The sequence below is a fragment of the Burkholderia sp. BCC0322 genome, assembly GCF_902833045.1.
Classification (GTDB): Bacteria; Pseudomonadota; Gammaproteobacteria; order Burkholderiales; family Burkholderiaceae; genus Burkholderia.
On sequence record NZ_CADFDU010000007.1, the window covers coordinates 26,055 to 52,783 of the forward strand.

At 68.0% G+C, this 26,729-nt stretch carries 27 protein-coding genes and 1 pseudogene; 4 read left to right on the top strand and 24 right to left on the bottom strand.

The window, feature by feature from the left end; translation table 11 throughout:
* The first annotated feature begins 67 nt into the window (after positions 1 to 67).
* Positions 68 to 364, top strand: a complete 297-nt coding sequence (locus tag HWX39_RS20780; RefSeq protein WP_175969771.1) for a hypothetical protein — start codon at positions 68 to 70, stop codon at positions 362 to 364.
* 436 nt (positions 365 to 800) lie between these two features.
* Here the strand turns inward: HWX39_RS20780 and HWX39_RS36845 are convergent, their stop codons facing one another.
* The 19 genes and pseudogenes from HWX39_RS36845 to HWX39_RS20865 form a co-directional block, all read right to left on the bottom strand.
* Complete coding sequence (locus HWX39_RS36845) at positions 801 to 1,841, bottom strand: fimbrial protein (protein ID WP_347879589.1); 1,041 nt, start codon at positions 1,839 to 1,841, stop codon at positions 801 to 803.
* A complete protein-coding gene (locus tag HWX39_RS36680) occupies positions 1,838 to 2,443 on the bottom strand; it encodes a fimbria/pilus outer membrane usher protein (RefSeq protein ID WP_347879590.1) in 606 nt (201 codons plus the stop codon). The genes HWX39_RS36845 and HWX39_RS36680 overlap by 4 nt, the downstream gene beginning before the upstream one ends.
* 70 nt (positions 2,444 to 2,513) lie before the next feature.
* Positions 2,514 to 4,508, bottom strand: a pseudogene (locus HWX39_RS36345) (fimbria/pilus outer membrane usher protein); the annotation flags it as partial.
* 115 nt (positions 4,509 to 4,623) lie between these two features.
* Positions 4,624 to 5,397, bottom strand: coding sequence for a fimbria/pilus periplasmic chaperone (locus HWX39_RS20790; protein ID WP_175969773.1), 774 nt, complete (start codon positions 5,395 to 5,397; stop codon positions 4,624 to 4,626).
* 130 nt (positions 5,398 to 5,527) lie between these two features.
* Positions 5,528 to 6,070: a fimbrial protein gene (locus HWX39_RS20795; protein ID WP_244135058.1), complete on the bottom strand. Its 543-nt coding sequence runs from the start codon at positions 6,068 to 6,070 to the stop codon at positions 5,528 to 5,530.
* Between the two features lie 233 nt (positions 6,071 to 6,303).
* Complete coding sequence (locus tag HWX39_RS20800) at positions 6,304 to 6,555, bottom strand: hypothetical protein (protein WP_175969774.1); 252 nt, start codon at positions 6,553 to 6,555, stop codon at positions 6,304 to 6,306.
* A gap of 108 nt (positions 6,556 to 6,663) precedes the next feature.
* A complete protein-coding gene (locus HWX39_RS20805; RefSeq protein ID WP_175969775.1) occupies positions 6,664 to 6,978 on the bottom strand; it encodes a hypothetical protein in 315 nt (104 codons plus the stop codon).
* Positions 6,979 to 7,083: 105 nt separating this feature from the next.
* Positions 7,084 to 9,225, bottom strand: coding sequence for a peptidase domain-containing ABC transporter (locus tag HWX39_RS20810; protein ID WP_244135059.1), 2,142 nt, complete (start codon positions 9,223 to 9,225; stop codon positions 7,084 to 7,086).
* Between the two features lie 50 nt (positions 9,226 to 9,275).
* Positions 9,276 to 10,535 carry an HlyD family efflux transporter periplasmic adaptor subunit gene (locus tag HWX39_RS20815; protein WP_175969777.1) on the bottom strand — a complete coding sequence of 420 codons (1,260 nt, stop codon included), beginning with the start codon at positions 10,533 to 10,535 and terminating at the stop codon, positions 9,276 to 9,278.
* Positions 10,536 to 10,583: 48 nt separating this feature from the next.
* Positions 10,584 to 11,915: a TolC family outer membrane protein gene (locus HWX39_RS20820; RefSeq protein WP_175969778.1), complete on the bottom strand. Its 1,332-nt coding sequence runs from the start codon at positions 11,913 to 11,915 to the stop codon at positions 10,584 to 10,586.
* Positions 11,916 to 12,410: 495 nt separating this feature from the next.
* Entirely contained in the window at positions 12,411 to 13,193 is a 783-nt protein-coding gene (gene fliR / locus HWX39_RS20825; protein ID WP_175969779.1) for a flagellar biosynthetic protein FliR, read from the bottom strand.
* Between the two features lie 23 nt (positions 13,194 to 13,216).
* Positions 13,217 to 13,489: a flagellar biosynthesis protein FliQ gene (gene fliQ, locus HWX39_RS20830; protein ID WP_175969780.1), complete on the bottom strand. Its 273-nt coding sequence runs from the start codon at positions 13,487 to 13,489 to the stop codon at positions 13,217 to 13,219.
* A 19-nt stretch (positions 13,490 to 13,508) separates the two neighbouring features.
* Positions 13,509 to 14,270, bottom strand: coding sequence for a flagellar type III secretion system pore protein FliP (fliP, locus tag HWX39_RS20835; RefSeq protein WP_175969781.1), 762 nt, complete (start codon positions 14,268 to 14,270; stop codon positions 13,509 to 13,511).
* A gap of 36 nt (positions 14,271 to 14,306) precedes the next feature.
* Positions 14,307 to 14,885 (bottom strand): flagellar biosynthetic protein FliO, encoded by a 579-nt coding sequence (fliO, locus tag HWX39_RS20840; protein ID WP_175969782.1) that lies wholly within the window; start codon positions 14,883 to 14,885, stop codon positions 14,307 to 14,309.
* Positions 14,882 to 15,373 (bottom strand): flagellar motor switch protein FliN, encoded by a 492-nt coding sequence (gene fliN / locus HWX39_RS20845; protein WP_175956568.1) that lies wholly within the window; start codon positions 15,371 to 15,373, stop codon positions 14,882 to 14,884. Before fliN ends, fliO begins: the two co-directional genes overlap by 4 nt.
* Positions 15,366 to 16,364, bottom strand: coding sequence for a flagellar motor switch protein FliM (gene fliM, locus HWX39_RS20850; protein WP_175969783.1), 999 nt, complete (start codon positions 16,362 to 16,364; stop codon positions 15,366 to 15,368). Before fliM ends, fliN begins: the two co-directional genes overlap by 8 nt.
* Positions 16,365 to 16,386: 22 nt before the next feature.
* Complete coding sequence (fliL, locus tag HWX39_RS20855) at positions 16,387 to 16,923, bottom strand: flagellar basal body-associated protein FliL (RefSeq protein ID WP_175969784.1); 537 nt, start codon at positions 16,921 to 16,923, stop codon at positions 16,387 to 16,389.
* A gap of 243 nt (positions 16,924 to 17,166) precedes the next feature.
* On the bottom strand, positions 17,167 to 17,889 hold the full coding sequence (locus HWX39_RS20860) for an LrgB family protein (protein ID WP_175969785.1): 723 nt from the start codon (positions 17,887 to 17,889) through the stop codon (positions 17,167 to 17,169).
* A 13-nt stretch (positions 17,890 to 17,902) separates the two neighbouring features.
* Positions 17,903 to 18,379 (bottom strand): CidA/LrgA family protein, encoded by a 477-nt coding sequence (locus HWX39_RS20865; RefSeq protein ID WP_175969786.1) that lies wholly within the window; start codon positions 18,377 to 18,379, stop codon positions 17,903 to 17,905.
* A gap of 139 nt (positions 18,380 to 18,518) precedes the next feature.
* On the opposite strand from HWX39_RS20865, the gene HWX39_RS20870 reads away from it, so the two are divergent.
* Positions 18,519 to 19,445, top strand: a complete 927-nt coding sequence (locus HWX39_RS20870; protein WP_175969787.1) for a LysR family transcriptional regulator — start codon at positions 18,519 to 18,521, stop codon at positions 19,443 to 19,445.
* Between the two features lie 60 nt (positions 19,446 to 19,505).
* Here HWX39_RS20870 and HWX39_RS20875 read toward each other — a convergent pair whose 3' ends face one another.
* A complete protein-coding gene (locus HWX39_RS20875) occupies positions 19,506 to 21,068 on the bottom strand; it encodes a DHA2 family efflux MFS transporter permease subunit (RefSeq protein ID WP_175969788.1) in 1,563 nt (520 codons plus the stop codon).
* Positions 21,069 to 21,245: 177 nt separating this feature from the next.
* The gene (locus tag HWX39_RS20880; protein ID WP_175969789.1) at positions 21,246 to 21,737 is read right to left on the bottom strand and encodes a MarR family transcriptional regulator; all 492 of its coding nucleotides are present in this window, start codon (positions 21,735 to 21,737) and stop codon (positions 21,246 to 21,248) included.
* A 174-nt stretch (positions 21,738 to 21,911) separates the two neighbouring features.
* Here HWX39_RS20880 and HWX39_RS20885 point away from each other — a divergent pair, with 174 nt between their 5' ends.
* The gene (locus HWX39_RS20885) at positions 21,912 to 22,196 is read left to right on the top strand and encodes a multidrug ABC transporter ATPase (RefSeq protein ID WP_011350474.1); all 285 of its coding nucleotides are present in this window, start codon (positions 21,912 to 21,914) and stop codon (positions 22,194 to 22,196) included.
* A 262-nt stretch (positions 22,197 to 22,458) separates the two neighbouring features.
* A complete protein-coding gene (locus HWX39_RS20890) occupies positions 22,459 to 24,015 on the top strand; it encodes an efflux transporter outer membrane subunit (protein ID WP_175969790.1) in 1,557 nt (518 codons plus the stop codon).
* A 22-nt stretch (positions 24,016 to 24,037) separates the two neighbouring features.
* On the opposite strand, the gene HWX39_RS20895 is transcribed toward HWX39_RS20890, so the two are convergent.
* The 3 genes from HWX39_RS20895 to gspL are packed head-to-tail and all read right to left on the bottom strand — an operon-like array spanning position 24,038 to position 26,722.
* Complete coding sequence (locus HWX39_RS20895; protein WP_175969791.1) at positions 24,038 to 24,826, bottom strand: type II secretion system protein N; 789 nt, start codon at positions 24,824 to 24,826, stop codon at positions 24,038 to 24,040.
* A 31-nt stretch (positions 24,827 to 24,857) separates the two neighbouring features.
* On the bottom strand, positions 24,858 to 25,364 hold the full coding sequence (locus HWX39_RS20900; protein WP_175956588.1) for a type II secretion system protein M: 507 nt from the start codon (positions 25,362 to 25,364) through the stop codon (positions 24,858 to 24,860).
* Positions 25,361 to 26,722 (bottom strand): type II secretion system protein GspL, encoded by a 1,362-nt coding sequence (gene gspL / locus HWX39_RS20905; protein ID WP_175969792.1) that lies wholly within the window; start codon positions 26,720 to 26,722, stop codon positions 25,361 to 25,363. Before gspL ends, HWX39_RS20900 begins: the two co-directional genes overlap by 4 nt.
* Positions 26,723 to 26,729 lie beyond the last annotated feature (7 nt).

Genomic DNA, 26,729 nt, shown 5'->3' on the forward strand with positions numbered 1-26,729 from the left:
CGCTATTGATCACAGCGATAGGTGTCGCATTAAGTGAGTCGTTTTTTTATATTTTCAGAAGGAGATAATGAAAGTGACATATTCCGCCCATAACAAAGAAATGATGCTTGTCTGCGGTACGTTCGATGCTGTCGATACTCTCGGCAATCTTCGCATTCTGTCCGATGATGAACGATTGCTGGTCGCGGGCGCCGGCAACCCTTGGGGAGCCGTAGTTGGTGGTCTGCAAGGCTCGGTTGTAGGCGGGATCGGCGGTGCCGTTACAGGGCCAATGCTCGGTGTCCCTTGGACCGTCAATGGCCTTGCGGGCATGGCGACCGGCGCTATCCAGGGCGCCTTCGCCGGCTGGTCCGGCCCACGCTAATTGAGAGTCGTGCGAGATACCGACGCATCGAGATATTGTGCGTCGGTGGCCGGCATGCGATGCACGCCTATCCGGCATTGGCGCTTGGCGTCATTGCATCGAGAATCCTGTATTCCACTTGGGCACGCCGGCTCCCACTTCAGCGACGTTGCCGCCCAGTTACCAAAGCAATTGAGGATGGCGACGACGGAGATCGCACCTCGCCCAGGGCCAACATGCCGTCGATACAGCCCGTCAGACCTTCGGTGCCGGCGACAGCCAGGCCGAAACGATCCCTACGGACGATCGTCACACAGGTCTGCACATGCGTTCGCATCGCGCAGGCGAAGAGAGCCGGACGCCGTTCTTCATATGCGATGCAGAAGCAGCAGGCCGATTCCAACGTCCACTTGATTCGTTACGCGTACGAAAACGGATTGATCTGATCGCTCGCGCGCTATTTGTAGCTGATCGTAAATGTCGCCGTGCCATTGGCGGTGCCCGGGCGGGTACCGGATTTCGTCTGGTAATAGCGCGCTGCCAGCGGCACCGACAGCGTGCTCGCGGGCGGCGCATCCGTCACCTTCCACGGCGTGCCGAGCGACACCGGGTTGCCGTCGCCCTTGAGCAGCTGGATGCCGACGCCTTGCGCCGTACTCGACGACGACAGCGACAGGATGCCGCTGGATGCGTTGTCCGCGTTGCCGTCGAGCGTCAGGTTGACCGCGAAACTGCCGGCGACTTGGGCATCGCACTTCAGGCCGATCGTGAAGCCTTTCGACGTGGATGTCGTGCCGATGCCGGAACCCAGTCCCGACGATTTGCTGAGCTTGTGGGTGCCGAGATCCACGGCCACCTGCGTGGTCGACGGCGCGCAGGTGGCTGCCTGGAACGAGATGTTCTTGAAGCCGTAGGTGACGTAGCGGGCCGCTTTCGAATAATCCTTGTTCGGGCCGCCGATCAGCGCCGTCAGCACCGACAGGACCGGAAACACCCTCGGCGTGGACGGCGTCGCCCCGATCTTCACCAGCTCGACGTCGATCGTCGCGGAAACGGTCGTCGGCGTCAGCGACGAACTGATGATCGTCCCCATCGGAAACGATGCGTCCCCGGTACCGCGATTGCCGTTATAGGTCACGTACAAGCCGAGACCGTTCGCCGTCAGGTCGGGGTCGGCCATCCATCGATAGAGCGTCGCCTCGAAGTTCGCCGACGCAACGGTCTTCATGCAGGACGCCTTGATTTCGATCCCTGTCTTGCTCCAGAGCACCGTGCCGATCGGCGCATCGGCCGCGACCCTGAACGGATCGGGCAGCGTACCGAGTTCCGCCGTGCTCACGTTCTGGCAATTCGCGGCCGCCTGCGCGGTGCCCGCGCCCGCCGCGCAGGCCAGCAGGCCCGCCGTGCAAGCCAGCCTGATGCGATGGATGGGTGTGTTCCAGTCGTTCATGTGCGATTTCATCCGATGTTGTCGTGCGCGCATGCAGGGCGCCGTCATGCAGGCGGGGCCGCGTGCCGCGGCGCATCGCCGGGACCGGACGGCCGCGCGTCGAATTCGCACGGGGCGTCGACGCGCTGGATGGCGACCTGCCGCGCGCCGGCATCGAGCGGCGGCAACGCCACGCGGATCGAACATTGCCACGCGTCGGCGTGCCCCCATTTCACCGTCAGCTTTTCGTCCGGTTCCGCGATGCGCGCATAGATCTGGCCGCCCTGCGACACCACGCCGACGTTGTTGCCGCGTGCGTCGAATACCGGCGCGCCGAACGGCAATTCCCGGCCGGTCGGCGTCGATGCATGAATCAGCAGTGCACGCCCCTTCACGGTCGGGTAGCGCAGCATCACGACGGCGCCCTGACGCGGCGCCACCTGCAGGCTCGTCGTCTGCAGCTCGACGTCGGCGGGCAGGCCGCGCGGGTCGATCTCGATCTGGTTGACCCGGTACGGATTCAGGTACGGCACGACCGCGTAGCCGCGCCCGTCGAGCGCAACGCCGCCGTATCCGACCACCCTGGCGCCACTCGCCGCCGGCACCGCGACGACGGCAACCGTGTCGGCCGCATAGGGGGACGCCGTTATGCCACCCGGATGCGCGACGATCGCGCCAACTCAATCCGACCGAGCCAGACCCGTAGCGATCGCCCTTGGCGAACGCGCCCTGAACCGTCGTGTACGGCGTGCGGTACTGGCCGGACACGCTGCCCGAATACGTCGCACCCACGTCGCGCGACGCGGAAACCGAATAGCTGCCCTGGTTCTGCGTACCGACGAAGCCGCTCGCCGTCATCATCGACGTGACCCCGCGCACGCTGTCGTGCGCGACGTTCGCACTTGCGCGCGGCGCTTGTGCCGAGCGACCGAGCGGCAGCGACACGGTCAGCATGTACTGCGTATCGACGTCGCCGCCGATCGCGCGGGCGCGGTTGACCGAGATGCTGTAGTCGACGATGCGGAAACGGTTGCTGTAGCCGATCTGGAATTGCGTGTCGGTGCCGCGGCGCTCCCAGTAGTTCTGCGTGTACGCGCTCACGAACAACTGGCCGCCGTTGTCGCCGAACCGCTGCGATGCGGTGACCGATACCCGATTGCGCGCGCGCCAGAGCGGCTGTTCAGTGAGGCCTGTCGCGTTGCGCCTGGCGTTGTCGACGTAGGCGAGCGCGTTGTCGAGATCGAGATAGCCGGACGACGAGAAGCGATACGCTGCCACCGACAGGTTGCTGTTCGTCGCTTCCAGCGTCTTGCTGTACGTGATGCGCACGCTCGCGCCGCTTGCCCGCCGGCCGTTCGACGATGTGAATGCACCGGACACGTCGAGCGCCATCGCGCCGATCGGCGTGTTGAACGCACCGCCGACGAGCAGGTTCTGGTAGTCCTCGTTCGCGAGCACGCCGCCATACAGCGTCAGCAGGTTGGACACGCCACGCGCGTAGGTCGCCTGCACGATGTGCGGCGTATACGACAGGTTCCGCTTGCGCACCACGCCCGCGACGAAACCGAACCGGTTCATGCCGGGCCGCAGCGATTGCACGACCGATGCGTACGGCACCTTGAATACCCGCTCGCTGCCGTCCGATTCGGTGACGGTCACGTCGAGATCTCCGCCGTAACCGGTCGGATAGAGGTCGTCGATCACGAACTGGCCGGGCGGCACGGTCGTTTCGTAGATGACCGCGCCGCTCTGGCGCACGGTCACGCGCGCATTCGAATTCGCGATGCCGCGAACGACCGGTGCATAGCCGCGACGGGAATCGGGCCACATGCGATCGTCGCTGGCGATCTGCACGCCGCGAAACGGAAACGTATCGAACAGCTCGCCGGACGTGTTCGCGTCGCCGAGCCTGACGCGCGCCTTGAGCGCCGTCAGGTCGCGTTGAACGTAGGTGTTGGTGATGCTGTAGTGCTGGCCGCCGCGATTCTGCCAGTTCAGCGCGCCGTCGTGACGGAAGTACCATCCGCCCGCATTGATGCCGGCGTTCAGTCCGACGTATGCCGCGCTGTCGCTCCGGCCGTTCACGACGTTTCCATAGAGATTCGCGCTGTAGCCTACGAATCCCGCGGTCACGCCGCTGTCCCACATCGACGGATCGACGTAGCCGCGGGCCGTGCGGCGCAACAGCGCTTGCGGGACATGGATGTCGAGGCGCGCCGAGCCGGCGTCGAACGACGCCGACGCGCCCGGCAGCAGCGAATCGAGCGATTTGCACGCGGCGGGATCGGCGAGCGGCGCGAGCGCTTCGGGCGCAATCCGGCTCGTATCCGCGTTGATCCTGTCGAGCATGCGGCGGCTGAAGCACACTTGCGGGCCGTTTGCGCCCGATTCGCGCACGGTGACGTCGTCGCGGCCGAGCAGCGCCCCGTTCAGGTACACGTCGGCCCGGTATTCGCCGGGCCAGACCGGGTTGCCCTTCTCAAAACGGGACAGGTCGATTCCGCTGTCCGGCGACGTCAGCACGAAGTCCGGGTCGAACTGCAGCGCCCGGGACGGCAGCGCGTCCCCCCGGCCCGGCCCGCCGATCCGGGGCTGCGGATCGGCGGGCGCAAGCTCGCTCGCCGCTGCGCCGAGCGGCAGTGCCGACCAGGCGAGCAACGCCGTCGCGTACGACCGCCGGAGCACGAGCGCCGGCCGACCGGTGCGCGGACCGGATGCGGGATGGATGCATTTCATGGGCTTCGTTTCGAATGCTCGAATTGGACGGATCGCCGACGGGCCGCGGGCTCGGTCTGAATCCGACCCGCGTCGCCCGGCAACGCGCGCAGGCGGCTCGAATGCCGAGGTCGAATCAAGGCGTGGCCTCGAGCACCGCCGGCCATTTCACGTCGGTGCCGAAGTCGTTGATCGTCGAATAGTCGAGCTTTGTGCCGGCCGGGAGGCTCGGCAGCGGCATGTTCAGCGCAAACAGACGGTCGGCACCGGGCGCGATCATCGCGCCGTCGTCGATCGTGTACGTGCGGCCGTCGTGCACGACTTGCGCCGACAGCACGGTGACGTTGAACGGCGACGAATTGGTCGCGTGCAACAGGTGGCCTTTGCCGCCGTCCGGCGCGGGCGCGAGTGACCATTTCACGCCTTTGGCCGCCTCGACCGCCCCATCGGCGTCGAGGCCGGCCGGCCGGAAGAACACCTTGATTCGCGAACGGAACGCGAGCTGCAGCATGGTCGTCGACGGCTGATCGGCGGTTTTCGGCGGAATGTCGAGTACGTTCAGCCAGAACACGGATTCCCGGTCTTGCGGCAGCGGATCGCCGGTATAGACGATCCGCAACGTCTGTCCCTTGCCCGGATCGACGCGAAAGATCGGCGGCATCAACACGAAAGGCACCTTGGCCGTGCCCGGGCGCGAGCGTGGGTCGCCGTCGTCGAGCCATGCCTGCACGAGCGCCGGATCGGTGCCGACGTTGTCGATCTTGGCGGTGATCTCCCGATCGCTGGCCGGATAGACGAGGCGCGTGCCGGAAATGATCACGCCCGCGATGCCGTGCTGTACGGTGCAGGCCAGCACGACGCATGCACAGATCGGCAACCGGCGGAAGAGAAACGAGAGGAGCGAGTACATCGTTCAATGACGAGGGAAGGGGAAGGCCGCGCGACGGGACGCTTCCCCGGAGCGGCGGTACCGCGGGCCGGAATGGCCCGCGTCGCGCGAGTCGTCGATGCCGGCCGTACGCGACGGCCGGCATGACGGCTTACAGATAGTCGATCGAGTACGTGACCGACGTGCTTACGCTGCCTGCCGTCGCCGCGCCGAGCGAGTAGTACTGCGCGCCATAGACCATCGAGGCTGCGTTGTTGACGAGGTCGACCGGCCGGCCGTTGCGTTGGCTGACATCACCGGCCTTCAGCGCTTTGCCGTCCATGTCGAGAAGCTGCACGGCGACGTTGGCCGCGGCGTTGGTCAGTGCGCGGTTGTAGAGCGTGCCGTCCCCGCCGTTGACGTTCGGGCCGGCTTCGAAGAACGCGCGCACCGATTTGCCCGCGTTCGTGCAGTTGCTGAGCGCGATAGTGAAGTTCGTCGCACCCGTTACCGCGCCCTTCGACGCCAGCGAAGCCGCGCCCACGCTCGGAAGCTGGACTGTACCGTTGTTGTCGGCATCGTTGACCTTGATGGTGCAGCTGGCGCCGCTCAGCGCACCCGTGATGTTCACGGTGCCGTCGTATGCATGCGCCGCGAGCGGCATGAACGACATCGCCGACGCCGTTGCGGAGGCCAACAGAATTTTCTTCATCATGATCCGGTATCCCTTTTAATCGCTCAAAAATTCCCACCGGGCACGCAAGCGTGTCAGGGAGGATAAAATTAACTTGCCCGATCCGTTCCGACTATCGCAATCCATCCAAAAGCGGCGCACGCTCACGATCCCGTTGGCCGATGCGGGCCGCGGGGTCGAGTGGCGTGCCGAAGCGACCGAAGCAATCGGCACGCATGTCGTCCGGATGGCGAGTCGTCGCACCGAACGTTTGCTTATCGGCCGGTCGGGCGAGCCGCGGCGGCGAGGACGGCGAGGACCGACGCAGTCGCAGCGGCCGCGATTGCGACGCCTGTCGCGAAGACGACCTTGCCGAGCGTCTCTACAGCGCCCGTCTGGGTGTTGTCCGAAGGAAACGGATTGACCCAGGGTTCGCGCGGCGCGGCCGGCTTGAACAGGCTGTTGATCCAGTCGGCGATGCCGCCGCCCGAAACGGTCGCGAGTTCCATCTTGCTGATTTCACGCATGATTCACCTTCTGACGAAATCGGATTGACATGGCCGGCATCGCGTCGCGCGTGCCGGCCCGTGCTATGACGGCAGCAGGCGCCACTGGAACGGCGCCCCCGCCTCGCATTACTTCGGTGCCGGCAGGTTCGGGTCGAACAGGCCTTCCATCACGCGGTTGAAGACCTTGAGCGTCTGCTGCGACCCATTAACCAAGCCGTAAATCTTGCCGCCGAGCAGGCCCAGCCCGGCGCCGACGAGCAGGCCGACACCGGCGCTGAGGATGCCTGCGCCCAGGATGCCGCCCGTGCTGCCGCCCGTTGCGGCACCCTTGAAGCCGCCGGCAACCAGGCCTGCAACGCTGCCCAGCACCCCCGCCCCCAGATTGCTGAAAAGGCCGCCACCGCTTACTTCATTCAATTCCATCGTGGTCAATTCGCGCATTTGAAGTTCTCCCTACAGTTACGCACTGCCGATCGTCGAAAGCCGGATCGGCATCGGCTCTCCCGTCGCGCATCGTGCGCGACGGGCACTCCACTTGCGGCGGCGCTAGGCGGCCTCCGGATCGAACCGCGCGCCGACGCCCATTTCGCGTGCGCTGCCTCGCGCGAGTTCGACGACGCGATCCGCGCTCCGGATCGTCTCCGGCCGGTGCGCGATGATGATCCGCGTGATGTTCATCGCGCGCACCGCATCGTTGATCAGCCGCTCGCGTTCAACGTCGAGATGGCTGGTCGCCTCGTCGAGCACGAGAATCGCGGGTTTCCGGTAGAAAGCACGGGCGAGCAGCACGCGCTGGCACTGGCCGCCGGACATCGACGAGCCCATGTCGCCGACGAGGCTCTGATAGCCCATCGGCATCGCCGCGATGTCGTCGTGGATCTGCGCGAGCCGCGCGGCTTCCTCGATGCGCGCCTGGTCGGGCTGCGGATCGAAGAAGCCGATGTTGTCGGCGATCGAGCCGGCGAACAGGATGTCGTCCTGCATCACGCAGCCGATCAGCTCGCGGTGCTGATGGAGCCCGAGCTTGCGGATGTCGATGCCGTCGACGCTCACGCTGCCGTGCTCGGGCGTCAGCAGGCCGAGCAGCACCTTCGCCATCGTGGTCTTGCCCTGGCCCGACGGGCCGACGAGCGCGACCGATTCTCCCGGCGCGATCGAGAACGAGCAGCCGTCGAGCACCCACGGTTCGGTCTCCGTGTAGCGAAAGCGCACGTCGCGCACGTCGATCGCGGGCGCCGCCGCGTGGCCGCCCGCCGCCGGCGCGCGCGCGGCCTTCGCTTCCATGTCGGATTCGGCGTCGGTCAGCACGATGTCGGCGAGCCGCTCGCCGTGCAGCCGCAGCATCCGGAAATCGATCACCGTGCCGATCAGGCCCGCGCCGCGCGCCATGAACTGATCGGCAAAGCTGACGAACGCGACCAGCATCCCCGCCGAGAACTGCCCGTCGATCACCTGTTTCGCGGCCAGCCACACGAGCGCCACGCGGCCCGCGCCGGAGATCACGCCCTGCAGCGTCGAGAAGCCGATCGACAGCCGCTGGATCACGACGTTCTTGTTGGTGGTCTCGACCACGGCATTCGCATAGGTCGCCACGCGCGCCTCCTGCTTGTTCGCGAGCTTGATCGCCTGCACGCCGCGGATCGACTCGAGCAGGTTCGATTCCGCGCGGGCCGCGTACACGATGTGTTCCTCGTTCGCCTGCCGGAACGGCCGATACGCAAGCCAGCGGATTGCGCCATACGCGGCGAACAGCCCGAGCACGAGCCACGTGAGCGTCGGGCTGTAGACGAACAGCATTGCGAGCGTGACGATTGCCATCGCGCCGTCGAGCAGCGCGCCGACGAATTGCGTCGTGAGCGTGCCCTGGATCGTGCCGATCGCGCCGAACCGCGACACGACGTCGCCGATGTGGCGCTGCTCGAAGTACGTCATCGGGAGCCTGAACAGATGCGAACAGACGTTCGCCGTCCACTGCACCCCGAGCAGGCTCGAGAACCACGTGACGACCCACGAGCGCAGCGCCGCGACCGCGTTCTGGAACAGCACGACGAGCAGGAAGCCGATGCCGAGCAGCGTCAGCAGGTCGGCGTCGGCCGACACGAGTACCTGGTCCATCACCCACTGCATGTAGAACGGCGTGACGATGCCGAACACCTCGAGCGCGACGGACAGCAGCAGCACCTGCGCGAACGCCGCGCGGATGCCGGTGACGCCGCCGATGAGCGTCGCCATCGAGATCGATTCGCGCTCGCGCGCCCGCGCGAACGACGGCGACGGCATCAGCTCCAGCGCGACGCCCGTGAAGTGGTCGGACACTTCGGCAAGCGGCACGTCGCGCACGCCGCGCGCGGGATCGTGGATCGTGATCCCGCTGCGCGACACCGACTTCAGCACGACGAAGTGATTCATGTCCCAGTGCAGGATGCACGGGCGCCGCAGCTTGCCGAGCTCGTCGAGTTCGAGCCGCAGCGCGCGCGACGCGAGGCCGAGCCGGTAGGCCATCAGCATCACGTCGTTGAGCGTCGCCCCTTTCAGCGACGGGCTGAAGCGTCTGCGCAGGCTGACGAGGTCGAGATCGCGGCCGTGATAGCTCGCGATCATCCCGACGCACGCGAGCCCGCACTCGGCCGCCTGCGTCTGCAGCATCACGGGCAGGCGACGGCGCCAGCCGAATTGCAGGGCATCCATCCATTTCATCGTTCAACGGGCTCCATAGCGAATCGAATGCGCGGGGGCGTTCATGCCGACGCGCGGCGGCCGAGCGCGTACAGCGGCTCGAGCACCCACTCGATCAGCCGGCGCTGGTCGATCAGCACGTCGGCCTCGAGCGCCATCCCGGGGCGCAGCGTTTCGCGCCTGCCGTACGCGACGATGTCCTGGCGATCGAGCGCGACGACCACGCGGTACAGCTGCTCGGGCACGTTGGTGCGCCCGGTGAGGTTCGCGACTTCCTGAGGCGACAACGCGGTGCGCGATACGTCGGTCACGCGGCCGAACTGCTGGCCGAATTTCTGGAACGGGTAGGCCTCGTAGCGAAGCACGACGCGCGCGCCGGTACGCACGAAGCCGATCGCGCGACTCGGCACCATCAATTGCGCCTCGAGCAATGCGCCCTGCGGCAGCAGCGAAACGACCGACTGGCCCGCGTTGACGACCTGCCCGGGTTTCGCGAGCAGCGTCGCGACAACGCTCGCCTGAGGTGCGCGCAGGATCACCGCGCGGCGTGCCTCGTTTTCCGCGATCGACTGGTCGACGTCGGCGAGCTTGCGCTCGATGTCATTCTGCTGATTGCGGGTATTGAGCGGCAATTCGCGCAGCTGCTGGCGGATCTGGTCGAGCTGCTGCTCGACGTCGAGCCGCTGGCGCGCGAGATCCTGCAGCCGCGCCTGCGCATCGAGCAGCGCGGCTTCCTGCTGCTCGACCTGGCTGTTCGACGCGTAGCCCTGCTCGCGCATCGACTGCAGCTTGCCGAGCTGCCGCAGCGAGAGTTCGGCCTGGCGCGTGCGCTGCGTCTTCTGCAGCGCGATCTGCGCGAGCTGGTCGTTCAGCGCCGCGGCGCGCGCATGCAGCCCACGTTTCGCCTCGCCGCTCAGTTGCGACTGGCTCGCGAGATCGGTCTCGAGGCGCGCACGCTGAAGATCCAGCTGCTCGCGGACCCGCTCGCGCGTGCCGCCGAGCTCGGTCGCGACTTCGGCCGACACGGCCATCAGCTCGGCGCCGGCCGCGACGGTCTGTCCCTCGCGCACGCGCGTGTCGATCACCGTGCCCGTCAGCGGCGGCATGACGGCCAGCAGCCCTTTCGCGGGCAGCAGCTGGCCGGCGACGCGCTCGCGCTTCGTGTAGGTGCCGAGCACGAAGAACGCGACGACCGCAAGCGCCGCGGCCGTCGCGACACCGATCGTCAGCCAGCGCCACGGCGGCGAATACAGGCTGACCGTGCCCATCAGCTTGTGCTTGGTCGCGTCGAGCGCTTCCTGACGGAACAGCGAATCAGTCATGTGTCGCTACCGGTGAGATCGAATGGAGGGAGACGGAATCGCGCATGGTCAGCCTGCCGGGCGGCATGCAATCGCGGCGACGTCCGCTTCGCCGAGCGTGCCGAGCGCGGCCGACAACTGCAGCCGCGCGCGCAGATAGCGATAGCGCGCGTCCGCAAGATCGCGGATCGCCTCGAAATAGCGCTGCTGCGCGTTGAGTTCGTCGATCTGCGTGCGCAGCCCGACTTCGCGGCCCAGGTGGGTCGACTTCACCTTGCTGTCGGCCGACGCGAGAGCGCGTTCTTGCGCGCGGATCAGCGCGGCGCCGTTGGTGATGCCGAGATACGCGGCACGGGCGTGCTCGCGAGCCTTGCGGCGCGCATCCTCTAGCGCGTTGCGTGCCTGGTCGCGCCGACGGTAAGCTTCGCGGCTCGCCGACAGCGTGCCGCCGCCGGCAAACAGCGGGATCGTGACTGTCACGCCGATCATCGACGAGCGGGTTTTCGACGTCGTGCCGAACACGGTGTCGAGCCCGTTCTCGTTGGCGCCGCGGCTCCAGTTCGTGCCATAGCTCGCCTGCAGGTTCACGACCGGCAGGTGCGCGCCCGTCGCGGCGACGACGTCGGCCTGTGTCTGCTCAGCCAGCTTCTCGGCGATCCGCACCTCGACGTTCTCGAGCGCGGCCTCATCCATTGCGGTCGCGAGATCGACTGGCGGCGTCTGCGGCGCGCACTGCCATGCGACCGGCGCAAGCGTATCCGCCGCGAGGCCCGTGAGCCGCCGCAGCGTGCCGCTCGCGATTTCGAGATCGTTCTGCGCGCTGACCTTGCGCGCGAGCGCTTCGTCGAGGTTCGCGCGCGCCTCGTCCACGTCGGTGCGCGTGCCATCGCCGATCCCCAGCGCCGCCTGCGCCTGGTCGAGTTGCTTATGGAATGCCTGCTGGGCGGTTTCGGCGGCCTGCAACACTTCGCGTCCAAACAGGACGTCGAAATAGGCGCTGGCGACATCGGTGATCAGGGTTTGCGACGCCTTCTCATACTCGATGTCCGCCTGGTCGGCAAGCGTGCCGCCGCGCTTGAAATCGGCGACGCGGGACACATCGAACAGCGGCTGTGTGACGGTTACGGAAGCGCTGTGACGGCGGACCGCTGCCGCATACGCCGCGGTGGGCTGGTCCTGCTTCGTGTAGCTGCCGTTGAGTTCTGCGCGCGGCAGCAGCCCCGCAAGACCTTGCCAGCGCTTCTCGCGGCCGGCGAGCTGTGCGTTGCGCGCCGCGCCGATGCCCGCATCGAAGCGCCGCGCCGCGTTCACGGCGTCGAGCAGGTCGGCCGCCTGCACCGGCCATGCGGCGCCGAGCCAGCCAAGAACCGCCACCAGCTGGAAGGATCGTGTCGAAATCATCTGCCTGTACGCGCCGCCGCATGCCGGTCGCGAGAACCGCGGCGAGGTTACGCCGCAAAGCAGGGAATTATTCAGTCATGCGTGACGGCACGATATCGTCGTTTGTCCAATTTTCGGCTGGTACTGGCAGGGGCGCGAAGGGCGGAATGCGACGGGGCACCGAGCGGAGATAGCGGCACGCCGCGCGGAGCACTGGCAAGCGCGCCGCTGCAAAGGACAACTCCGAGGAAGTCCGGTCGGAGCGAAATGCCGCCGTCAGCTAACAAATCGACCGTTTGATGAGCCTCGCCAGTTGTGATGGCAGCACTGGTGTTCCCATGTTGGTAGCCATCAACGCCCATGCTGCCCGCAACACGATGGCAAGTATCCTCATCTGACGCGAACGAATCACTCCCGGGTCAATCGGGAGAATCGTCGCCAATTGGCCGGATGAATAGGCCCGGAATCCGGATCGGCCGAGGCAGTGCCCGTACCTCGGAACGAATGATCCGCGCATCACCGCCACCCGAGCAGCACGCGCCCCATCGCATCCAGCCCCATGTCGAACAGATGCGACACGAACGGCACGAGGTTGGGCACCATCAGTTGCACGAGCAGCAGCCCGACCAGCATCGTCACCGGAAAACCGACCTGGAACACGCCGATCTGCGGCGCCGCGCGGTTCAGGATGCCGAGCGCGAGGTTCGCGATCAGCAGCGCCGCGACCACCGGCAGCGCGAGCAGCAGCCCCATCTCGAACACGGTCACGCCGAACGCGGCGAGCGTGCGCCAGCCGGGCGCGTGCAGCAGGTCGGCCGACACCGGCAGCGACTGGAACGACGCGGCGAGCGCGGCGAACACCTGCAGGTGGCCGTCCACCGCGAGGAACGCGAGCATCGCGACGGCATTCAGGAAGCGGCCCATCACGGGCGTCGCGCCGCTCGTGTGCGGATCGAAGAAGGTCGCGAAGCCGAGCCCCATCGACAGCCCGATGAAGTCGCCGGCCGCCTCGACGGCCACGAACACGAGCTGCATCGTGAAGCCCATCGCGACGCCGATCAGGAACTGCGTGACGAGGATCCAGATCCCTTGTGCGGAGAACACGGTGACGTCCGGCATCGCGCCGAGCGTGGGTGCCACGACCAGCGCCATGAACGCGGCGAGGCCGATCTTCGCGCGCACGGGCACCGCCGCGTGGCCGACGACGGGCGCGGTCGCGACGAGCGCGAGCATCCGCACGAACGGCCACAGGAACGCCGTGAGCCAGCCGTTGAGCTGCGCGTAGGTAACCGAGAACATCGCCGCCGGGGGTGAGGCGCGGCTCAGCCGGCGCCGAGCGTCGCGACGTGCAGCAGCGTCTGCCGCAGGTAGTCGAGCATGGTCGTCAGCATCCACGGGCCCGCGATCACGAGCGTCGCGGCGACCGCGAGCAGCTTCGGGATGAACGACAGGGTTGCCTCGTTGATCTGCGTCGCGGCCTGGAACAGGCTCACGACGAGGCCGACCGCGAGCGCGACCAGCAGCAGTGGGGCGGCCAGCAGCAGGCCGACCATCATCGCGTGGTGCGCGAGGGTCATCACTTGTTCGGGCGTCATCGCGCGTTTCCTCCGCCGCTTACGTAAAGCTCTGCGCGAGCGAGCCGATCAGCAACTGCCAGCCGTCGACCAGCACGAACAGCATCAGCTTGAACGGCAGCGACACGGTGGACGGCGACACCATCATCATCCCCATCGACATCAGCACGCTCGCGACGACCATGTCGATGATCAGGAACGGGATGAACACCGTGAAGCCGATCTGGAAGCCGGTCTTCAGCTCGCTCGTGACGTACGCGGGCACCAGCAGCGACAGCGGCACGTCTTCTGGGCCCTGCATCGGCGCGGCCTTCGAGATCTTCGCGAACAGCGCGAGATCGGTCTCGCGGGTCTGCTTCAGCATGAAGGTCTTGAACGGCGCGACGCCGCGCTGCACCGCCTGCTCCATCGGCATCGAGCCGTCGGAGAACGGCTTGTAGCCGTCGTTGTACGCGCGGTCGAGCACCGGCGACATCACGAAGAAGGTGAGGAACATCGCGAGGCCGACGAGCACCTGGTTCGGCGGCGTCGTCGCGGTGCCGAGCGCCTGGCGCAGCAGCGACAGCACGATGATGATGCGCGTGAAGCTCGTCATCATCAGCATCATCGCCGGCAGGAACGACAGCATCGTGAGCAGCAGCATCGTCTGCACGCTCAGCGAATACGTGGTGCCGCCGTGCGGGCCCGGGCTCGCGTTGAACGCGGGCAGGCCGTTCGCCTGCGCATGGGCGAGCGCGGGCGCGAGGCAGAGGATCAGCACGGGCGCGAAGCGCGCCGCGCGATGCAGGAAGGCGTGTTTCATCGGTATGCGGGGTCGGAAAGAGGGCGCGGCGCCATGTCAGCGGTCCTTGCCGCGACCGAGGCGCTTCGCGGCTTCGCTCGCGAGCGCGTCGCGAAACCGCGAGCCGAACGTGCCGGGCAGGCCGCCTTCGGACGGGGCGGCGCCGGCGGGTGCGTCGGCCGAAGCCGAAGCCGCCGTCGCGGTGGCCGCCGCCGAACCGGCCGGCAGCGTATGCAGCAATCGCACGTTGCCCGGCGCGACGCCGAGCACGAGCCAGGTGTCGCCGATCTCGACGATCGTCGCGCTTTCCTTCGCGCCGACCGCGACGCTCGACACGACCTTCAGCGGGCCGCCGCGGCGTGCGTGCTGGAAGCCGAAGCGGCGCGCGAGCCACGCACACGCGAACACGAGACCGATCACGACCACGAGCCCGACCAGCGTCTGCAGCACCGCGCCGAAGCCGAGCGACGGTGCGGCCGAACCGACCATCACGCTCGATGCGATCGAGCCGGCGTGGTTCACCGCGTTCATGTCGGCGGCGCCGGCCGGCGCGCAGGCAAGCGACGCCGCAATGGCCGCGGCGGCGGCCCCCACGCGCACGACGCGCACGCGGCGGCCGGGCGCTGCGACGTTCATCGATTCAGCTTCCGGATGCGTTCGGCCGGCGTGATGATGTCGGTCAGGCGGATGCCGAACTTGTCGTTGACGACCACGACCTCGCCCTGCGCGATCAGGCAGCCGTTCACGAGCACGTCCATCGGCTCGCCGGCCATGCCGTCCAGCTCGACCACCGAGCCCTGCGCGAGCTGCAGCAGGTTGCGGATCGCGATCTTCGTGCGGCCGAGCTCCACGGTCATCTTGACCGGGATGTCGAGGATCATCTCGATGTCGTTGTGCGTCGAGCTCGCCGCGGCCTTCGACAGCGGCTGGAACACGCCGGCGCCCGTCGCGCCCGGCTGCACCGGCTGCTGGTTCTGCTCGGCGAGTGCGGCCGCCCAGTCGTCGATGCCCGGATCTTCTTCCGCAGCGGCCGGCGCCGCCTGCGCGGCGGCGGCCGATGCCGCGAGGGCCGCGTCGGCCATCGCTTGTGCGTCGTCCTCGGGCGTCTGGTTCAGCTCACTCATATCCACCTTCCTTCATCGAATCGCCCGCGCTGATCATCTTCTGCACGCGCAACGCATATTGACCATTGAAAATTCCGTAGCCGCATTCCATCACCGGCACGCCGTCGACCTTCGCGGTGATCGTGTCCTCGATTTCCAGCGGCAGCACGTCGCCCGCGCGCAGGTTCAGGATCTTCTCGAAGGTCGACGAGATCTCGGCGAGGTTCGCGGTCAGCTCGACCTCGGCGGCCTGCACCTGCTGCGACAGCACGCGCACCCAGCGGCGGTCGACTTCGAGCGCCTCGCCCTGGATCGGCGACGCGAGCACGTCGCGGATCGGCTCGACCATCGAGTACGGCATGCAGATGTGCAGTGTGCCGCCCGTCGGCCCGAACTCGATCGAGAACTGCGTGACGATGACGATCTCGTTCGGCGTCGCGACGTTCGCGAACTGCGTGTGCATTTCCGAGCGCACGAATTCGAACTGCAGCGGCCGCACGCTCTTCCATGCGGTCGTGTAGTGCTCGAACACGAGGTTCAGCAGCTTGCCGATGATCCGCTGCTCGGTGGCCGTGAAATCGCGGCCCTCGACGCGCGTGTGGAAGCGCCCGTCGCCGCCGAACAGGTTGTCGACGACGAAGAACACGAGGTTCGGGTCGAATACGAACAGCGACGTGCCGCGCAGCGGCTTCACGTGCACGAGGTTCAGGTTCGTCGGGATCGGCAGGTTGCGGGTGAACTCGCTGTACTTCTGCACCTTCACCTGGCTCACGGAGATTTCCGCCGTGCGCCGCATGAAGTTGAAGATGCCGATCCGCAGCAGGCGCGCGAAGCGATCGTTGATGATCTCGAGGCCGGGCATCCGGCCGCGGACGATCCGCTCCTGCGTCGCGATGTTGTAGGGGCGGACGCCCGATGTGTCGCGGTGCTCGTCGACTGCATCGGCTTCGCCCGTGACGCCCTTGAGGAGGGCATCGACCTCCTCCTGGGACATGAACTCCTGGTGACCCATACGCGCTCCTTTCGCGGCCGCGTTACTGGACGACGAATTCGGTGAACAACACGTCGTCGACCTTCGCGCGCTGGTTGCCCGGCTGCGTAGGCTGCTCGATCAGGTCCCGCAGTTCCTTCGCGAGCGAACGTTTGCCGTCCGGCGTCGCGAGATCCTCGGGATGCTTGTTCGACAGCGCGAGCAGGATCCGGCTGCGGATCTCCGGCATCCGCGCGGTCAGCTGCTCCTGCGCCTTCGGGTCGGTGAGCTTCAGCGACAGGCCGACGCGCAGGTAGTGCTGCGCGCCGTCGTCGGACTGCAGGTTCACGGTCAGCGGGTCGAGCGGGAAGAACACCGGCGCGGCAAGCGGCGCCGGCGCGGCGGGCGCGCTCGCATGGCCGACGCCTTCCTTGCTCAGGAACACGTACATGCCGCCGGCTGCGGCAGCCGCCGCGCCCAGCGCGATGACGGCGATGAGCGCGATGCGCTTGAACTTGCCGGACGAAGCCGGCTTGTCGGCGGTCGGGTTTGCGGTCGTGGAGGCCATGTGAATGCGTGCGTGATGTCTCGTAGCATGCATTGTTCGGCATCCGGGCCGAGCCCGATGGGCGGAAAAGAGGGGGGATTTGCGGCTATCTCAGCCGATTGTCGGCCGGGTGTCGGCCGGATGCAGGGTAAGTGGGGGCGGAAAGGGCCGCCGGGCTGGCGGCCGAAGCGTGCGTGGCCGGGAAAAGGCGCTGTTCCCGCCGCACGGAGCGTGCCGCGCCGATGGCGGCAGGCGCGATCGGGCCGGGCCGGCGCCTGGCGGGAGCCGGCCGCCCGTTCAGATCGGCAGCAGCGTCAACAGCGGCGCGATCAGCACCATCGCAACGCCCGCGATCATCATCGTAAGGCTCGACACCACGCCTTCCTCGCTGCCGATCTCGCGCGCCTTCGCCGTGCCCACGCCGTGGGCGGCCGCGCCGAACAGCGCGCCGCGCGCAAGCCGCGTGCGCATCGGCACCAGCGCCAGCACCAGCTCGCCGAGCAGCATTCCGCAGATGCCGGTCGCGATCACGAACAGCGCGGTGAGATCCTTCGGCGCGTGGATCTTGTCCGACACGGCGAGCGCGAACGGCGTCGACACCGAGCGCGTCATCAGCGAGCGCTGCAGTTCCGGCGACAGGTGCAGCAGCTTCGCGAGCAGCAGCGACCCGCACACGCCCGCGCCGATCCCGACCGCGACGCCGACCGACAGCGACAGCCAGTGGCGGCGGATCAGGTCGCGATAGTCGTAGATCGGCACCGCGAACGCGATCGTCGCCGGGCCGAGCAGCCACATCAGCCAGCGCGTGTCGTGGAAGTAGACCGAATACGGGATGCCGGTCAGCAGCACGAGCAGGACCAGCACGCCCGGCACGAACACGAGCGGCGAGAACAGCAGCGTCTTCTTGAACGCGTAGAGCCGCTTCGACACGAAATACAACACGATCGTCAGCACGAAGCAGCCGAACGAGATCGCGGTGTTCGCCTGGTCGGCGGACAGGTTCGACAATGCGGCAAGCATGGCAGGCTCCGGCTCAGTGTGCCGACGCGGCGCTCAGGCGCGTGCGGCGGCGTTCGGCGAACACGCGCTGCGCGGCGAGCCGGCGCTCGAGCTTCGCGGCGAGGTCGACCGCGACGGCCACGGCGACCATCACGAACGCGGTACCGGCGAGCATCACCAGCGCGATGCGCCAGCCGTCCTCGCGGAACAGCCCGCCGTACTGCACGGCCGCGACGGCCGCCGGCACGAAGAACAGCAGCATGTCCGACAGCAGCCAGTTCGCACCGTCCTTGACCCACGCGGGCGCGACGCGGCCCGAGAACAGCAGCACGAGGAGCACCGCGAGGCCGATCACGCCGGACGGAATCGGCAGCCCGATCTTGCGCACGGCCCAGTCGACCGCCATCCACAGCGCGCCGAGCGCGGCGGCCTGCAGCGCGATCCGGCCCGTGTGCGCCAGGCTGCCCGAAGCGGCGGGGCGGGCGGCAAGTGCGGCGGTCGGCTTGGTCATGGCGGGCTCCCTACAGATATTCCGTTGATGATGCGAGTATAGGGTTTCCCCTAACCATAAATAAAATGACTTGTCTCTATCCTTATCATTCCAATTCGGAATTCGATTTTGATCGCCGCACCAATTTGGGGAGTCATCGATGGAATTGCGCGCGCTGCGGTACTTCGTCGAGGTGGTTCGCCAGCAGAGTTTCACGGCGGCCGCCGACAAGCTGTTCGTGACCCAGCCGACCATCAGCAAGATGGTGAAGGCGCTCGAGGACGAGATCGGTTCGCCGCTACTGCTGCGCGACGGCCGGCAGATGGTGCTGACCGACGCGGGGCGGATCGTGTTCCAGCGCGGCCAGGACGTGCTCGCCGCGCAGGCGCAGCTGCAGTCGGAGCTGAACGACCTCGGCACGCTCGGGCGCGGCGAGCTGACGATCGGGATCCCGCCGCTCGGCGGCTCGCTGTTCACGCCGATCATCGCCGCGTACAAACAGCGCTACCCGAACATCGAGCTGAAGCTGTTCGAGCAGGGCGCACGGATGATCGAGGCCGCGCTGATGTCGGGCGAGCTGGAACTGGGCGGGCTGCTGGAGCCGGTCGATCCCGGCACCTTCGACGTGCTGCCGATGGTGCGCGCGCCGCTGTGGCTGGTCGCACCGCGCGAATCGCGCTGGGAGGATCACGCGGCCGTGCCGCTCGCGGATCTCGCGCGCGAGTCGTTCGTGTTCTACGCGGAAAGCCTCGCGCTGCACGACGCGGTGCTCGATGCGTGCCGGCAGGTCGGTTTCACGCCGTCGATCGTGAGCCGCAGCGGCCACTGGGATTTCATGGCCGCGCTCGTGCACGCGGGGGTCGGCATCGCGCTGCTGCCCGAGCCGTATTGCCGGCGGCTCGACGCGGGACAGTTCACGTGCCGGCCGATCGTCGAGCCGGAGATCACGTGGGCGATCGCGCTCGGCTGGCTGAAGAAGGGGTATCTGTCGCACGCGGCGCGCGCGTGGCTCGAAGTGGCGCGGGCAACGCTGCCGATCGCGCCGGGGGACGACCTCGCGTTCGGCGGGTTGCGGGCGCGGGAGTGACGCCCGCCGAGGCGGGCGGCAAAGCGGATGAGGCGGGCGCAACGGCCGCCCGCCGCGCGGTCAGTGCCCCATCGCCGGCCCGGCGCCCTTCCTCGGCTTGGTGATCCACACGAGCGCCGCGAGCGCGCCGAACATGAACGCCGACAGCAGGAAGAAGTCGTTGGTCGCCATCATGAAGCCCTGCTGCGTGACGAGCTGATTGAGCTGCGCATTGGCCGTCTGGCCGACGATGCCGAGCTGCGACAGCGCGCCCTGGTAGTCGGTCGTGCTCTGCGCATACACGCTCACCGATTCCGACAACCGCGCGTGGTGGTAGATCGCGTCGTTCTCCCAGAACGTCGAACTCGCCGCGGTGCCGATCGCGCCCGACAGCGTGCGCAGGAAGTTCGACAGCCCCGACGCGCTCGCGAGCCGGTCGTCGGGGATGCTCGACAGCGTGATCGTCGTCATCGGCACGAAGAAGCACGCAACGCCGATCCCCTGCACGAGACGCGGCAGGATCACATGGCTGAACGGCACGTCGAGCGTAAACGTCGAGTTCCAGATCGACACGCCGGCGAACACGATGAACGCGAAGCTCGCGACCATCCGCAGGTCGAGCCGGTGCATGTTGCGGCCGATCAGCGGCGACAGCACGAGCGCGAGCAGCCCGACCGGCGCGGTCGCGAGGCCGGCCTTGCCCGCCGTGTAGCCCATCACGGTCTGCAGCCACAGCGGGAAGATCACGACCGAGCCGAAGAACGCCATGAAGCCGAACGAGATGATCATCGCGCCGAGCGCGAAGTTGCGGTCCTTGAAGAGCGACAGGTCGACCACCGGCTCCTTCTCGGTCGCCTCCCATACGAGCATGAACGCGAGCGACACGACCGCGATCAGCGCGAGCGCGACGATGAACGTCGAGTTGAACCAGTCGCGATCCTTGCCGAGGTCGAGCATCATCTGCAGGCACGACACGCCGATCACGAGCAGCGCGAGGCCAATCGCGTCGATCCGCTGCTTCGACGTCTTCGTCTCGCGGCCGCGCAGCAGGAAATACGCGCAGGTCGCCGAGAAGACGCCGATCGGCAGGTTGATGTAGAAGATCCACGGCCACGTGTAGTTGTCGCTGATCCAGCCGCCCAGCAACGGGCCGAAGATCGGTGCGACGATCACCGTCATCGCCCATAGCCCGAGCGCGAGTCCGCGCTTCGCGGGCGGGTAGCTGCGCATCAGGATCGTCTGCGACAGCGGCACCATCGGCCCCGACACGAGGCCCTGCAGCAGCCGGAACGCGATCAGCGTCTCGAAGTTGGTCGCGAGGCCGCACAGCGCCGACGCGATCGTGAACGCGAGCACCGACAGCGTGAACAGCCGCACCTCGCCGACCCGACGCGCGAGCCAGCCGGTGAGCGGCACCGCGATCGCGGAGGCGACCGAGTACGACGAGATCACCCAGGTGCCTTCGCTCGTCGCGACGCCGAGGCTGCCCGAGATGGTCGGCACCGCGACGTTCGCGATCGACGTGTCGAGCACTTCCATGAAGGTGCCGAGCGCGAGCCCGACCGTGAGCAGCGCGAGTGCACCGCCGGACAGCGGTGCGGGTTCGGCGGCGGGGGAGGCGGCGGATGCCGTGGTGGCGGACATCGAAATCTCCTAGACGCGGCGCGCGCGACGCGCCGGCACAACGCACGGGTGTGCGCCGCAGCGCCGCCCGGCCGGGTGGAACGGATTGAGGGAAAAGGGGAGCGCGTGCCCTGTCATCTTCTGCCCAGACAGACAAATAAGCGAACGCTTAACCTAGCCATGGGATCTCCGCGCACATCAGCTGTCCGCTTCGTCGTCGGGTTTCGGGCAACCGGTCGAGCCGGGCCCATTGGCGATGAAGCGCTGCAGCAGGCCGATGAGCGTTGCGAGCTCGTCGGCCGAGAAACCGTCGAGCTGCGCGTTGAGCGTGGTCGCGATCAGCGACGGCAGCGCCCGGGCGGCTTCGGCGCCGCGTTCGGTCAGCGTCAGCTCGATCATCCGGCGATCCTGCTCGCTGCGCGAGCGTGCGACCAGCCCCTTGCGTTCGAGCCGGTCGAGCAGCCGCGTCATCGAACCGCTGTCATACGACATCCTGCGGGACAGCTCGAACGGCGTGCGCGCATAGCCACGTGACAGCAACAGGATCACGCCGATCTGCTGCGCGGTGAGGTCGAGTGGCTCGAGCGCACGATCCATCCGCTCGACGAGCGCCTGCTTCGCCTTCGACAGGTAATAGCCGAGGCTCGTTTCCAGCGCGATGTTCTCGGGATCGTAGAGGCCGCCGGTCATGCGATTGCGCACGCAGCAATAGTGCGTTTCAGATTTAAACGCGCCCAGTATCTTGAAAATTGATTGCTTAGTCAATATTATTTGAGGCAACCAGTTACGACGTGCATGTTGCAATGCCGGAGACTATGTTCTGACCGATTCGCCCGCGTTGCGGGCACCCCGAGGACGTACGCGATGCTGTTCCTGAAAAATGCCGCCGGCGCGCTGCGCCGCAACCTGACCGATACCGCTCATCATGCGTTTTCCGGGCCGCACCGCGGCTGGAAGATCGCGCTGTACGTGACGATGCTGGTGGTGCCGGGCGGCTCGCTCGCGGCGCTCGGGTTCGCATGGTTCGATCATCGCCGGCAGCGCAATGCGAAAGACGGCGCGCGCCGCACGGGCCAGCCGGCCGCGACGGAGCCGTCGACATGGCGGTCCGCCGCCGAACCGCTTCCGCTGCCCGCGCGCTGCCACTGACAGCGCGCGGCTCCCGCCTTCCCGACTGCTCCGACTGGGCGCCGGCCGCGCCACGCACGGCCGGCGTCACGCGTTGGGCTTCCCGTCAGCGAGCCGTAATGGCCGGTAACCCGGCCGCTCGCGCCCGTAACACATTCCTGTCGCCGCGCACCGTACCCTTGGGGCTGCGCAGCTTTCCCGCCGTCAGTTACCATTTGTCCGCCAGCGGCACGACGGCCGCACCGCGCGACGCCGTTCCCCGCGCCCAGACAGGAAAACCACCATGCCGTACACCTCCCTCCCGCGCGCCCTTCGCCCGCTGAGCGCCGCCGTCGCCGTCGCGACGGCCGTGCTGCTCGCCGGCTGCGCCGTCGGGCCCGACTATCACCGGCCCGACACGTCGATCCCCGCCGCGTACAAGGAAGCGCCGGCCGGCTGGAAGGTCGCGCAGCCCGCCGACCGCACCGACCGCGGCGCGTGGTGGACGGTCTACAACGATCCGCAGCTCGATGCGCTGATCGGCAAGCTCAACGCATCGAACCAGACCATCGCGCAATCGGCGGCTGCGTACCGGCAGGCGCGCGCGCTCGTCGCCGAGGCGCGCGCCGCGTATTTCCCGACCGTCGGGCTGACCGCATCGGGCTCGCGCGCCCGCACGCCGCGCACGTCGGGTTCGTCGTCGAGTTTCAGCGGCGGCGCGTCGATCAACAACAGCTACAGCATCGGCCTCGACGCGAGCTGGGAACCCGACCTGTGGGGCAAGGTGAGCCGCACCGTCAGCGCACAGCGCGCCGGCGAAGCGGCCGCGGCGGCCGATCTCGCGAATGCGCGTCTGTCGCAGCAGGCGCTGCTCGCGCAAACCTATTTCCAGCTGCGCACGTCCGATGCGCTGCAGAAGCTGCTCGACGACACCGTGAAGTCGTACGAACAGTCGCTGAAGCTCACGCAGAACCAGTACGCGCAGGGCGTTGCCGCGCGCGCGGACGTGATCCAGGCGCAGACGCAGCTGCAGAGCGCACAGGCGGCGTCGATTGACAACGGCGTGGCCCGCGCGCAGTACGAGCATGCGATCGCGACGCTGATCGGCGAACCGGCGTCGACCTTCTCGCTGCCGCCGAACCCGCTCGCGGCCGAGCCGCCGATCACGCCGGTGGACGTACCGTCCGCGATCCTCGAACGCCGCCCCGACGTCGCGGCGGCCGAGCGCCGTGCGGCGGCCGCGAACGAGCAGATCGGCGTCGCGATCTCCGCGTTCTTCCCGACCCTCACGCTGTCGGCCACCGGCGGCTTCCAGAGCTCGGTGTGGTCGCAGCTGTTCACGCTGCCGGCGCGTTTCTGGACGGTCGGCCCGCAGCTCGCGGCCACGCTGTTCGACGCAGGGCTGCGCGCCGCGCAGACCGACGCCGCGCGCGCGACCTACGACCAGGACGTCGCCGCGTACCGCCTCGCGGTGCTCACCGCGTTCCAGGACGTCGAGGACAACCTCGCGTCGCAGCGCATCCTCGCGCAGGAAATCGACGTGCAGCGGCAGGCGGTCGACAGCGCCGAGCATTCGCTCGCGATCGTCACGAACCAGTACAAGGCCGGCACGGTTGCCTACCTGAACGTGCTGACCGCGCAGACCACCGCGTTCACAGCGCAACAGAAGCTCGCGACGATTGCCGGGCAGCGGATGACGTCGTCGGTCGGGCTCGTGAAGGCGCTCGGCGGCGGCTGGAACGTAGCGGAGATGGCGCGCGAGAACGGCGACATGGCGGCGCCGGCACCCGTGCCGGCGTCCGGTGCGGCCGCGCCCGCGGCCACCGCACCGTCGGTCGCCGCGCCGCTCGCGCAGAAGTAGGAAGGGAAAGGCGACGCGCGCGTCAGCGCTGCGCGTCGCCGAAGATCAGCGAAACCTCGTTGTTCCCGATCGGGTGGCCGAGCAGGTTCAGCAGCCCCGCGAGGTTGGCCTGTTGTTCGGGCGCCGAATGCGCGGTGCCGCGGAACGATCCCGGGCCCGGGCCGAAGTTGCCGTGGCCGTCGAGGAACAGCGGGCCCTGCGTCGTCGACAGGTCGAGATCGGCGCCGGCGCCCTTCGCCTGCAACACCGCGCGGTACGATCCGAGCGGCTTCACGCGCGATACGCGCGAACTCATCGAGTCGATCGTCACCGTCAGTTGGCCGAACGCGTTGTTGCCGATCAGCCGCCAGTCACTCCAGCCGAGCCGCACGTCGCCCTGCAGGTCGAGCGTGTTGAACGGCGTGCCGAGCCCCGCGAGCAGCGACGCGGGCACGGCCATCGTGCCCGCCGACAGCACCGCGCCGCGCCACGTCGCATCGAGCGTGACCGCATCGGGCATCGCCTCGGTCTGCCGCATGCGCATCCGCACGCGCCCGGTCAGCAGCGGCCAGAAACCCGTGGTCCATTCGACCCGGCCCGGCAGCAGCGTCGCCGCGCTCTGGTCGGCCCCCGGCGCGAGCATCAGGGTGCCGGAGCCGTGCCACAGCGACCCGTCGGGATCGACGAGATTCACGTGCCCGCCGGTCGCGCGCGCGAACTGCGGCGCGATCCACGCGGCCGGCGCGAGCGCGACGAGCGTCACCGCCGTCGCCAGGCCACCCGCCAGTACCCACGGCAATACGGTGGCGAGCCGCTTGATTCCCGGCCTCATCGGCCGACCGCCACTTGCGTCATCCACTGCGTCATTTCTGCGTAGACGGTTGCATCACGGCCGTCAGGTCGACCTGGCCGTCGTCTTTCAGCGCCGTTGCATGCGCCTCGCCGACCTGCACCTTGAACTGCCGGCGTGCATCGTCGAGCCACTGCGTCCACGCCGGGAACGACACGTTCTTCATCTGGATCTGCACGCCGTTGCCGACGATCTGCACCTGCGCGCCCTGCAGCCCGTGATCGGACAGCGACGCGGTCAGCGCGTCCTTCAGCGCGAGGCCGGTCGGCGCCACGCCCTGCGCGGCAGCCGCCAGCGACTTCGCCTCGTTCGCCTGCGCGGTCATCTGCGCGAGCTCGCCGCGCATCGTCGGCAGTTCGCGCTGGATCCGCGCGCGGCCTTCCTGCGCGGGCGACCACAGCACCGAATACGCGATCGTGACCGCCAGCACGGCGCCGCCCCAGCCGAGCAGCGTTTTTTCGCGCTGGGTGCGCTCGCCCCAGAACTGGGCCAGCGTCTGGTTCAGTTGTTCCATCTTCATGAGCGGCTCCGGATCGTCCATTTGCCCGTGTTGCTGTCGACTTCGCCGGACAGTCCGTTACGTGCGAGGCGCTGCGTGAAATCGGGATCGACCTTGACCTCCGGCTTGAAGCCGACGTCCAGCCGCCGGTCGTGATAGTCGAGCGACGCGATGCCGTTCAGCGGCAGCGCGCCCATCGAACGCGACAGCCCGCTCGCCAGCGCGAGGAAATCGTTCGGCGACAGCTCGCCGGCCGCCAGGCGCAACTGGTCGAGCTGGCGCTGCATCTGCGCGGGCGGATCGAGCACCGTCGTCGTCTTCGGGAACGCGGACAGCAGCGTCTCGGTGATCTGCGCCGACAGCGCATCGCGCTCGCGCGACAGCTTCCACCAATGCAGGTTCATCCCGATCACCGCCACGCCGAGTGTTGCCGCAACGAGGGCGAGCGGCACCCGCAGGCGCTTCACCGTCGCGCGGTCGAAGCGCCACGGCTGCGATTCGAATTCGAACTGGCACAGGTCGAACTTCTCGGTCAGCGCGCGCCGCGCGAACGCGTCGAACGACAGCGGTGCGGCGCCCGGCAGCAGCGGGCCGCCGTCGCTGCGTCCGACCGATGCCAGGCGAGGCTCCGCGCCCGGTTCGCCGAGTTCGTACAGTTCGACATCGCCGCCGCCTGCCAGCGCGGCCAGCGTGCCGGCCGCGCGCGACGCAGGCGCCGCGAAGCCTTCACCAAGCGCACCGCGTGCGACCGCGAGTTCGAGGCGCGGCGCACCGGCCGCGGCCGGCTGCGCGCCGGCCTCGACGAGCACTTGTTCGACCGCTGCCGCGAGGCCGAGCACCGCGGCCACCGTCGCCGGGCGGGCGGGCGGCGCGTCGACGGCGTCCGCAGCAACCGCGGCGGCATCGACCGCGCTGTCGGCCGGCGCGGCGATTACGTGCGGCGCAGGCAGGCAGCGGGTCGCGGGCACCGCGCTCAGGTGCCGGTGGCCGGCCGCCGTGAACGCGTCGCAGATCGTGCGGAACCACGCGCGATCGACGACGGCCAGCACGCGGCGCCCGTCGGGCAGCGCATCCGGATCGAGCGCGATATGGCAGCCGAGCGGATCCTGGATCAGCTGATCCTCGACGATGTTGGGCAGCGCCTGACGCAGCTTCGGTCCCTTCAGCGGCGGCACGGTCGCGGCCAGCAGCAGCACGTCGCGCGCGGCGACGATCAGCACGGTCGCATTCGCGCGCGGCAGCAACGCGAGCGCGGCGCGGCCGGCGCGCTGCACATGGCCGGCCTTGTCGACGAACGTGAACGGCAGCTCGGGCCACTGCCATTCCTGCAACGGCACGGCAGGCTCGCGCGGCGGCAAAGAAACAATCAACGTGCTCACAAGAGCT

What these genes read in the sequence shown, in the direction of transcription:
- HWX39_RS20815 (WP_175969777.1), bottom strand. Translation starts at nt 10,535, where the DNA reads ATGACTGATTCGCTGTTCCGTCAGGAAGCGCTCGACGCGACCAAGCAC.
- fliM (WP_175969783.1), bottom strand. Translation starts at nt 16,364, where the DNA reads ATGGGTCACCAGGAGTTCATGTCCCAGGAGGAGGTCGATGCCCTCCTC.
- HWX39_RS20890 (WP_175969790.1), top strand. Translation starts at nt 22,459, where the DNA reads ATGCCGTACACCTCCCTCCCGCGCGCCCTTCGCCCGCTGAGCGCCGCC.
- fliO (WP_175969782.1), bottom strand. Translation starts at nt 14,885, where the DNA reads ATGAACGTCGCAGCGCCCGGCCGCCGCGTGCGCGTCGTGCGCGTGGGG.
- HWX39_RS20865 (WP_175969786.1), bottom strand. Translation starts at nt 18,379, where the DNA reads ATGACCAAGCCGACCGCCGCACTTGCCGCCCGCCCCGCCGCTTCGGGC.
- HWX39_RS20805 (WP_175969775.1), bottom strand. Translation starts at nt 6,978, where the DNA reads ATGCGCGAATTGACCACGATGGAATTGAATGAAGTAAGCGGTGGCGGC.
- fliL (WP_175969784.1), bottom strand. Translation starts at nt 16,923, where the DNA reads ATGCATGCTACGAGACATCACGCACGCATTCACATGGCCTCCACGACC.
- HWX39_RS20795 (WP_244135058.1), bottom strand. Translation starts at nt 6,070, where the DNA reads ATGATGAAGAAAATTCTGTTGGCCTCCGCAACGGCGTCGGCGATGTCG.
- HWX39_RS20800 (WP_175969774.1), bottom strand. Translation starts at nt 6,555, where the DNA reads ATGCGTGAAATCAGCAAGATGGAACTCGCGACCGTTTCGGGCGGCGGC.
- fliR (WP_175969779.1), bottom strand. Translation starts at nt 13,193, where the DNA reads ATGTTCTCGGTTACCTACGCGCAGCTCAACGGCTGGCTCACGGCGTTC.
- HWX39_RS20900 (WP_175956588.1), bottom strand. Translation starts at nt 25,364, where the DNA reads ATGAAGATGGAACAACTGAACCAGACGCTGGCCCAGTTCTGGGGCGAG.
- HWX39_RS20820 (WP_175969778.1), bottom strand. Translation starts at nt 11,915, where the DNA reads ATGATTTCGACACGATCCTTCCAGCTGGTGGCGGTTCTTGGCTGGCTC.
- HWX39_RS20880 (WP_175969789.1), bottom strand. Translation starts at nt 21,737, where the DNA reads ATGACCGGCGGCCTCTACGATCCCGAGAACATCGCGCTGGAAACGAGC.
- HWX39_RS20885 (WP_011350474.1), top strand. Translation starts at nt 21,912, where the DNA reads ATGCTGTTCCTGAAAAATGCCGCCGGCGCGCTGCGCCGCAACCTGACC.
- HWX39_RS20860 (WP_175969785.1), bottom strand. Translation starts at nt 17,889, where the DNA reads ATGCTTGCCGCATTGTCGAACCTGTCCGCCGACCAGGCGAACACCGCG.
- HWX39_RS20790 (WP_175969773.1), bottom strand. Translation starts at nt 5,397, where the DNA reads ATGTACTCGCTCCTCTCGTTTCTCTTCCGCCGGTTGCCGATCTGTGCA.
- HWX39_RS36845 (WP_347879589.1), bottom strand. Translation starts at nt 1,841, where the DNA reads ATGACGGCGCCCTGCATGCGCGCACGACAACATCGGATGAAATCGCAC.
- fliQ (WP_175969780.1), bottom strand. Translation starts at nt 13,489, where the DNA reads ATGACGCCCGAACAAGTGATGACCCTCGCGCACCACGCGATGATGGTC.
- fliP (WP_175969781.1), bottom strand. Translation starts at nt 14,270, where the DNA reads ATGAAACACGCCTTCCTGCATCGCGCGGCGCGCTTCGCGCCCGTGCTG.
- HWX39_RS20780 (WP_175969771.1), top strand. Translation starts at nt 68, where the DNA reads ATGAAAGTGACATATTCCGCCCATAACAAAGAAATGATGCTTGTCTGC.
- HWX39_RS20870 (WP_175969787.1), top strand. Translation starts at nt 18,519, where the DNA reads ATGGAATTGCGCGCGCTGCGGTACTTCGTCGAGGTGGTTCGCCAGCAG.
- HWX39_RS20875 (WP_175969788.1), bottom strand. Translation starts at nt 21,068, where the DNA reads ATGTCCGCCACCACGGCATCCGCCGCCTCCCCCGCCGCCGAACCCGCA.
- HWX39_RS20810 (WP_244135059.1), bottom strand. Translation starts at nt 9,225, where the DNA reads ATGGATGCCCTGCAATTCGGCTGGCGCCGTCGCCTGCCCGTGATGCTG.
- HWX39_RS20895 (WP_175969791.1), bottom strand. Translation starts at nt 24,826, where the DNA reads ATGAGGCCGGGAATCAAGCGGCTCGCCACCGTATTGCCGTGGGTACTG.
- fliN (WP_175956568.1), bottom strand. Translation starts at nt 15,373, where the DNA reads ATGAGTGAGCTGAACCAGACGCCCGAGGACGACGCACAAGCGATGGCC.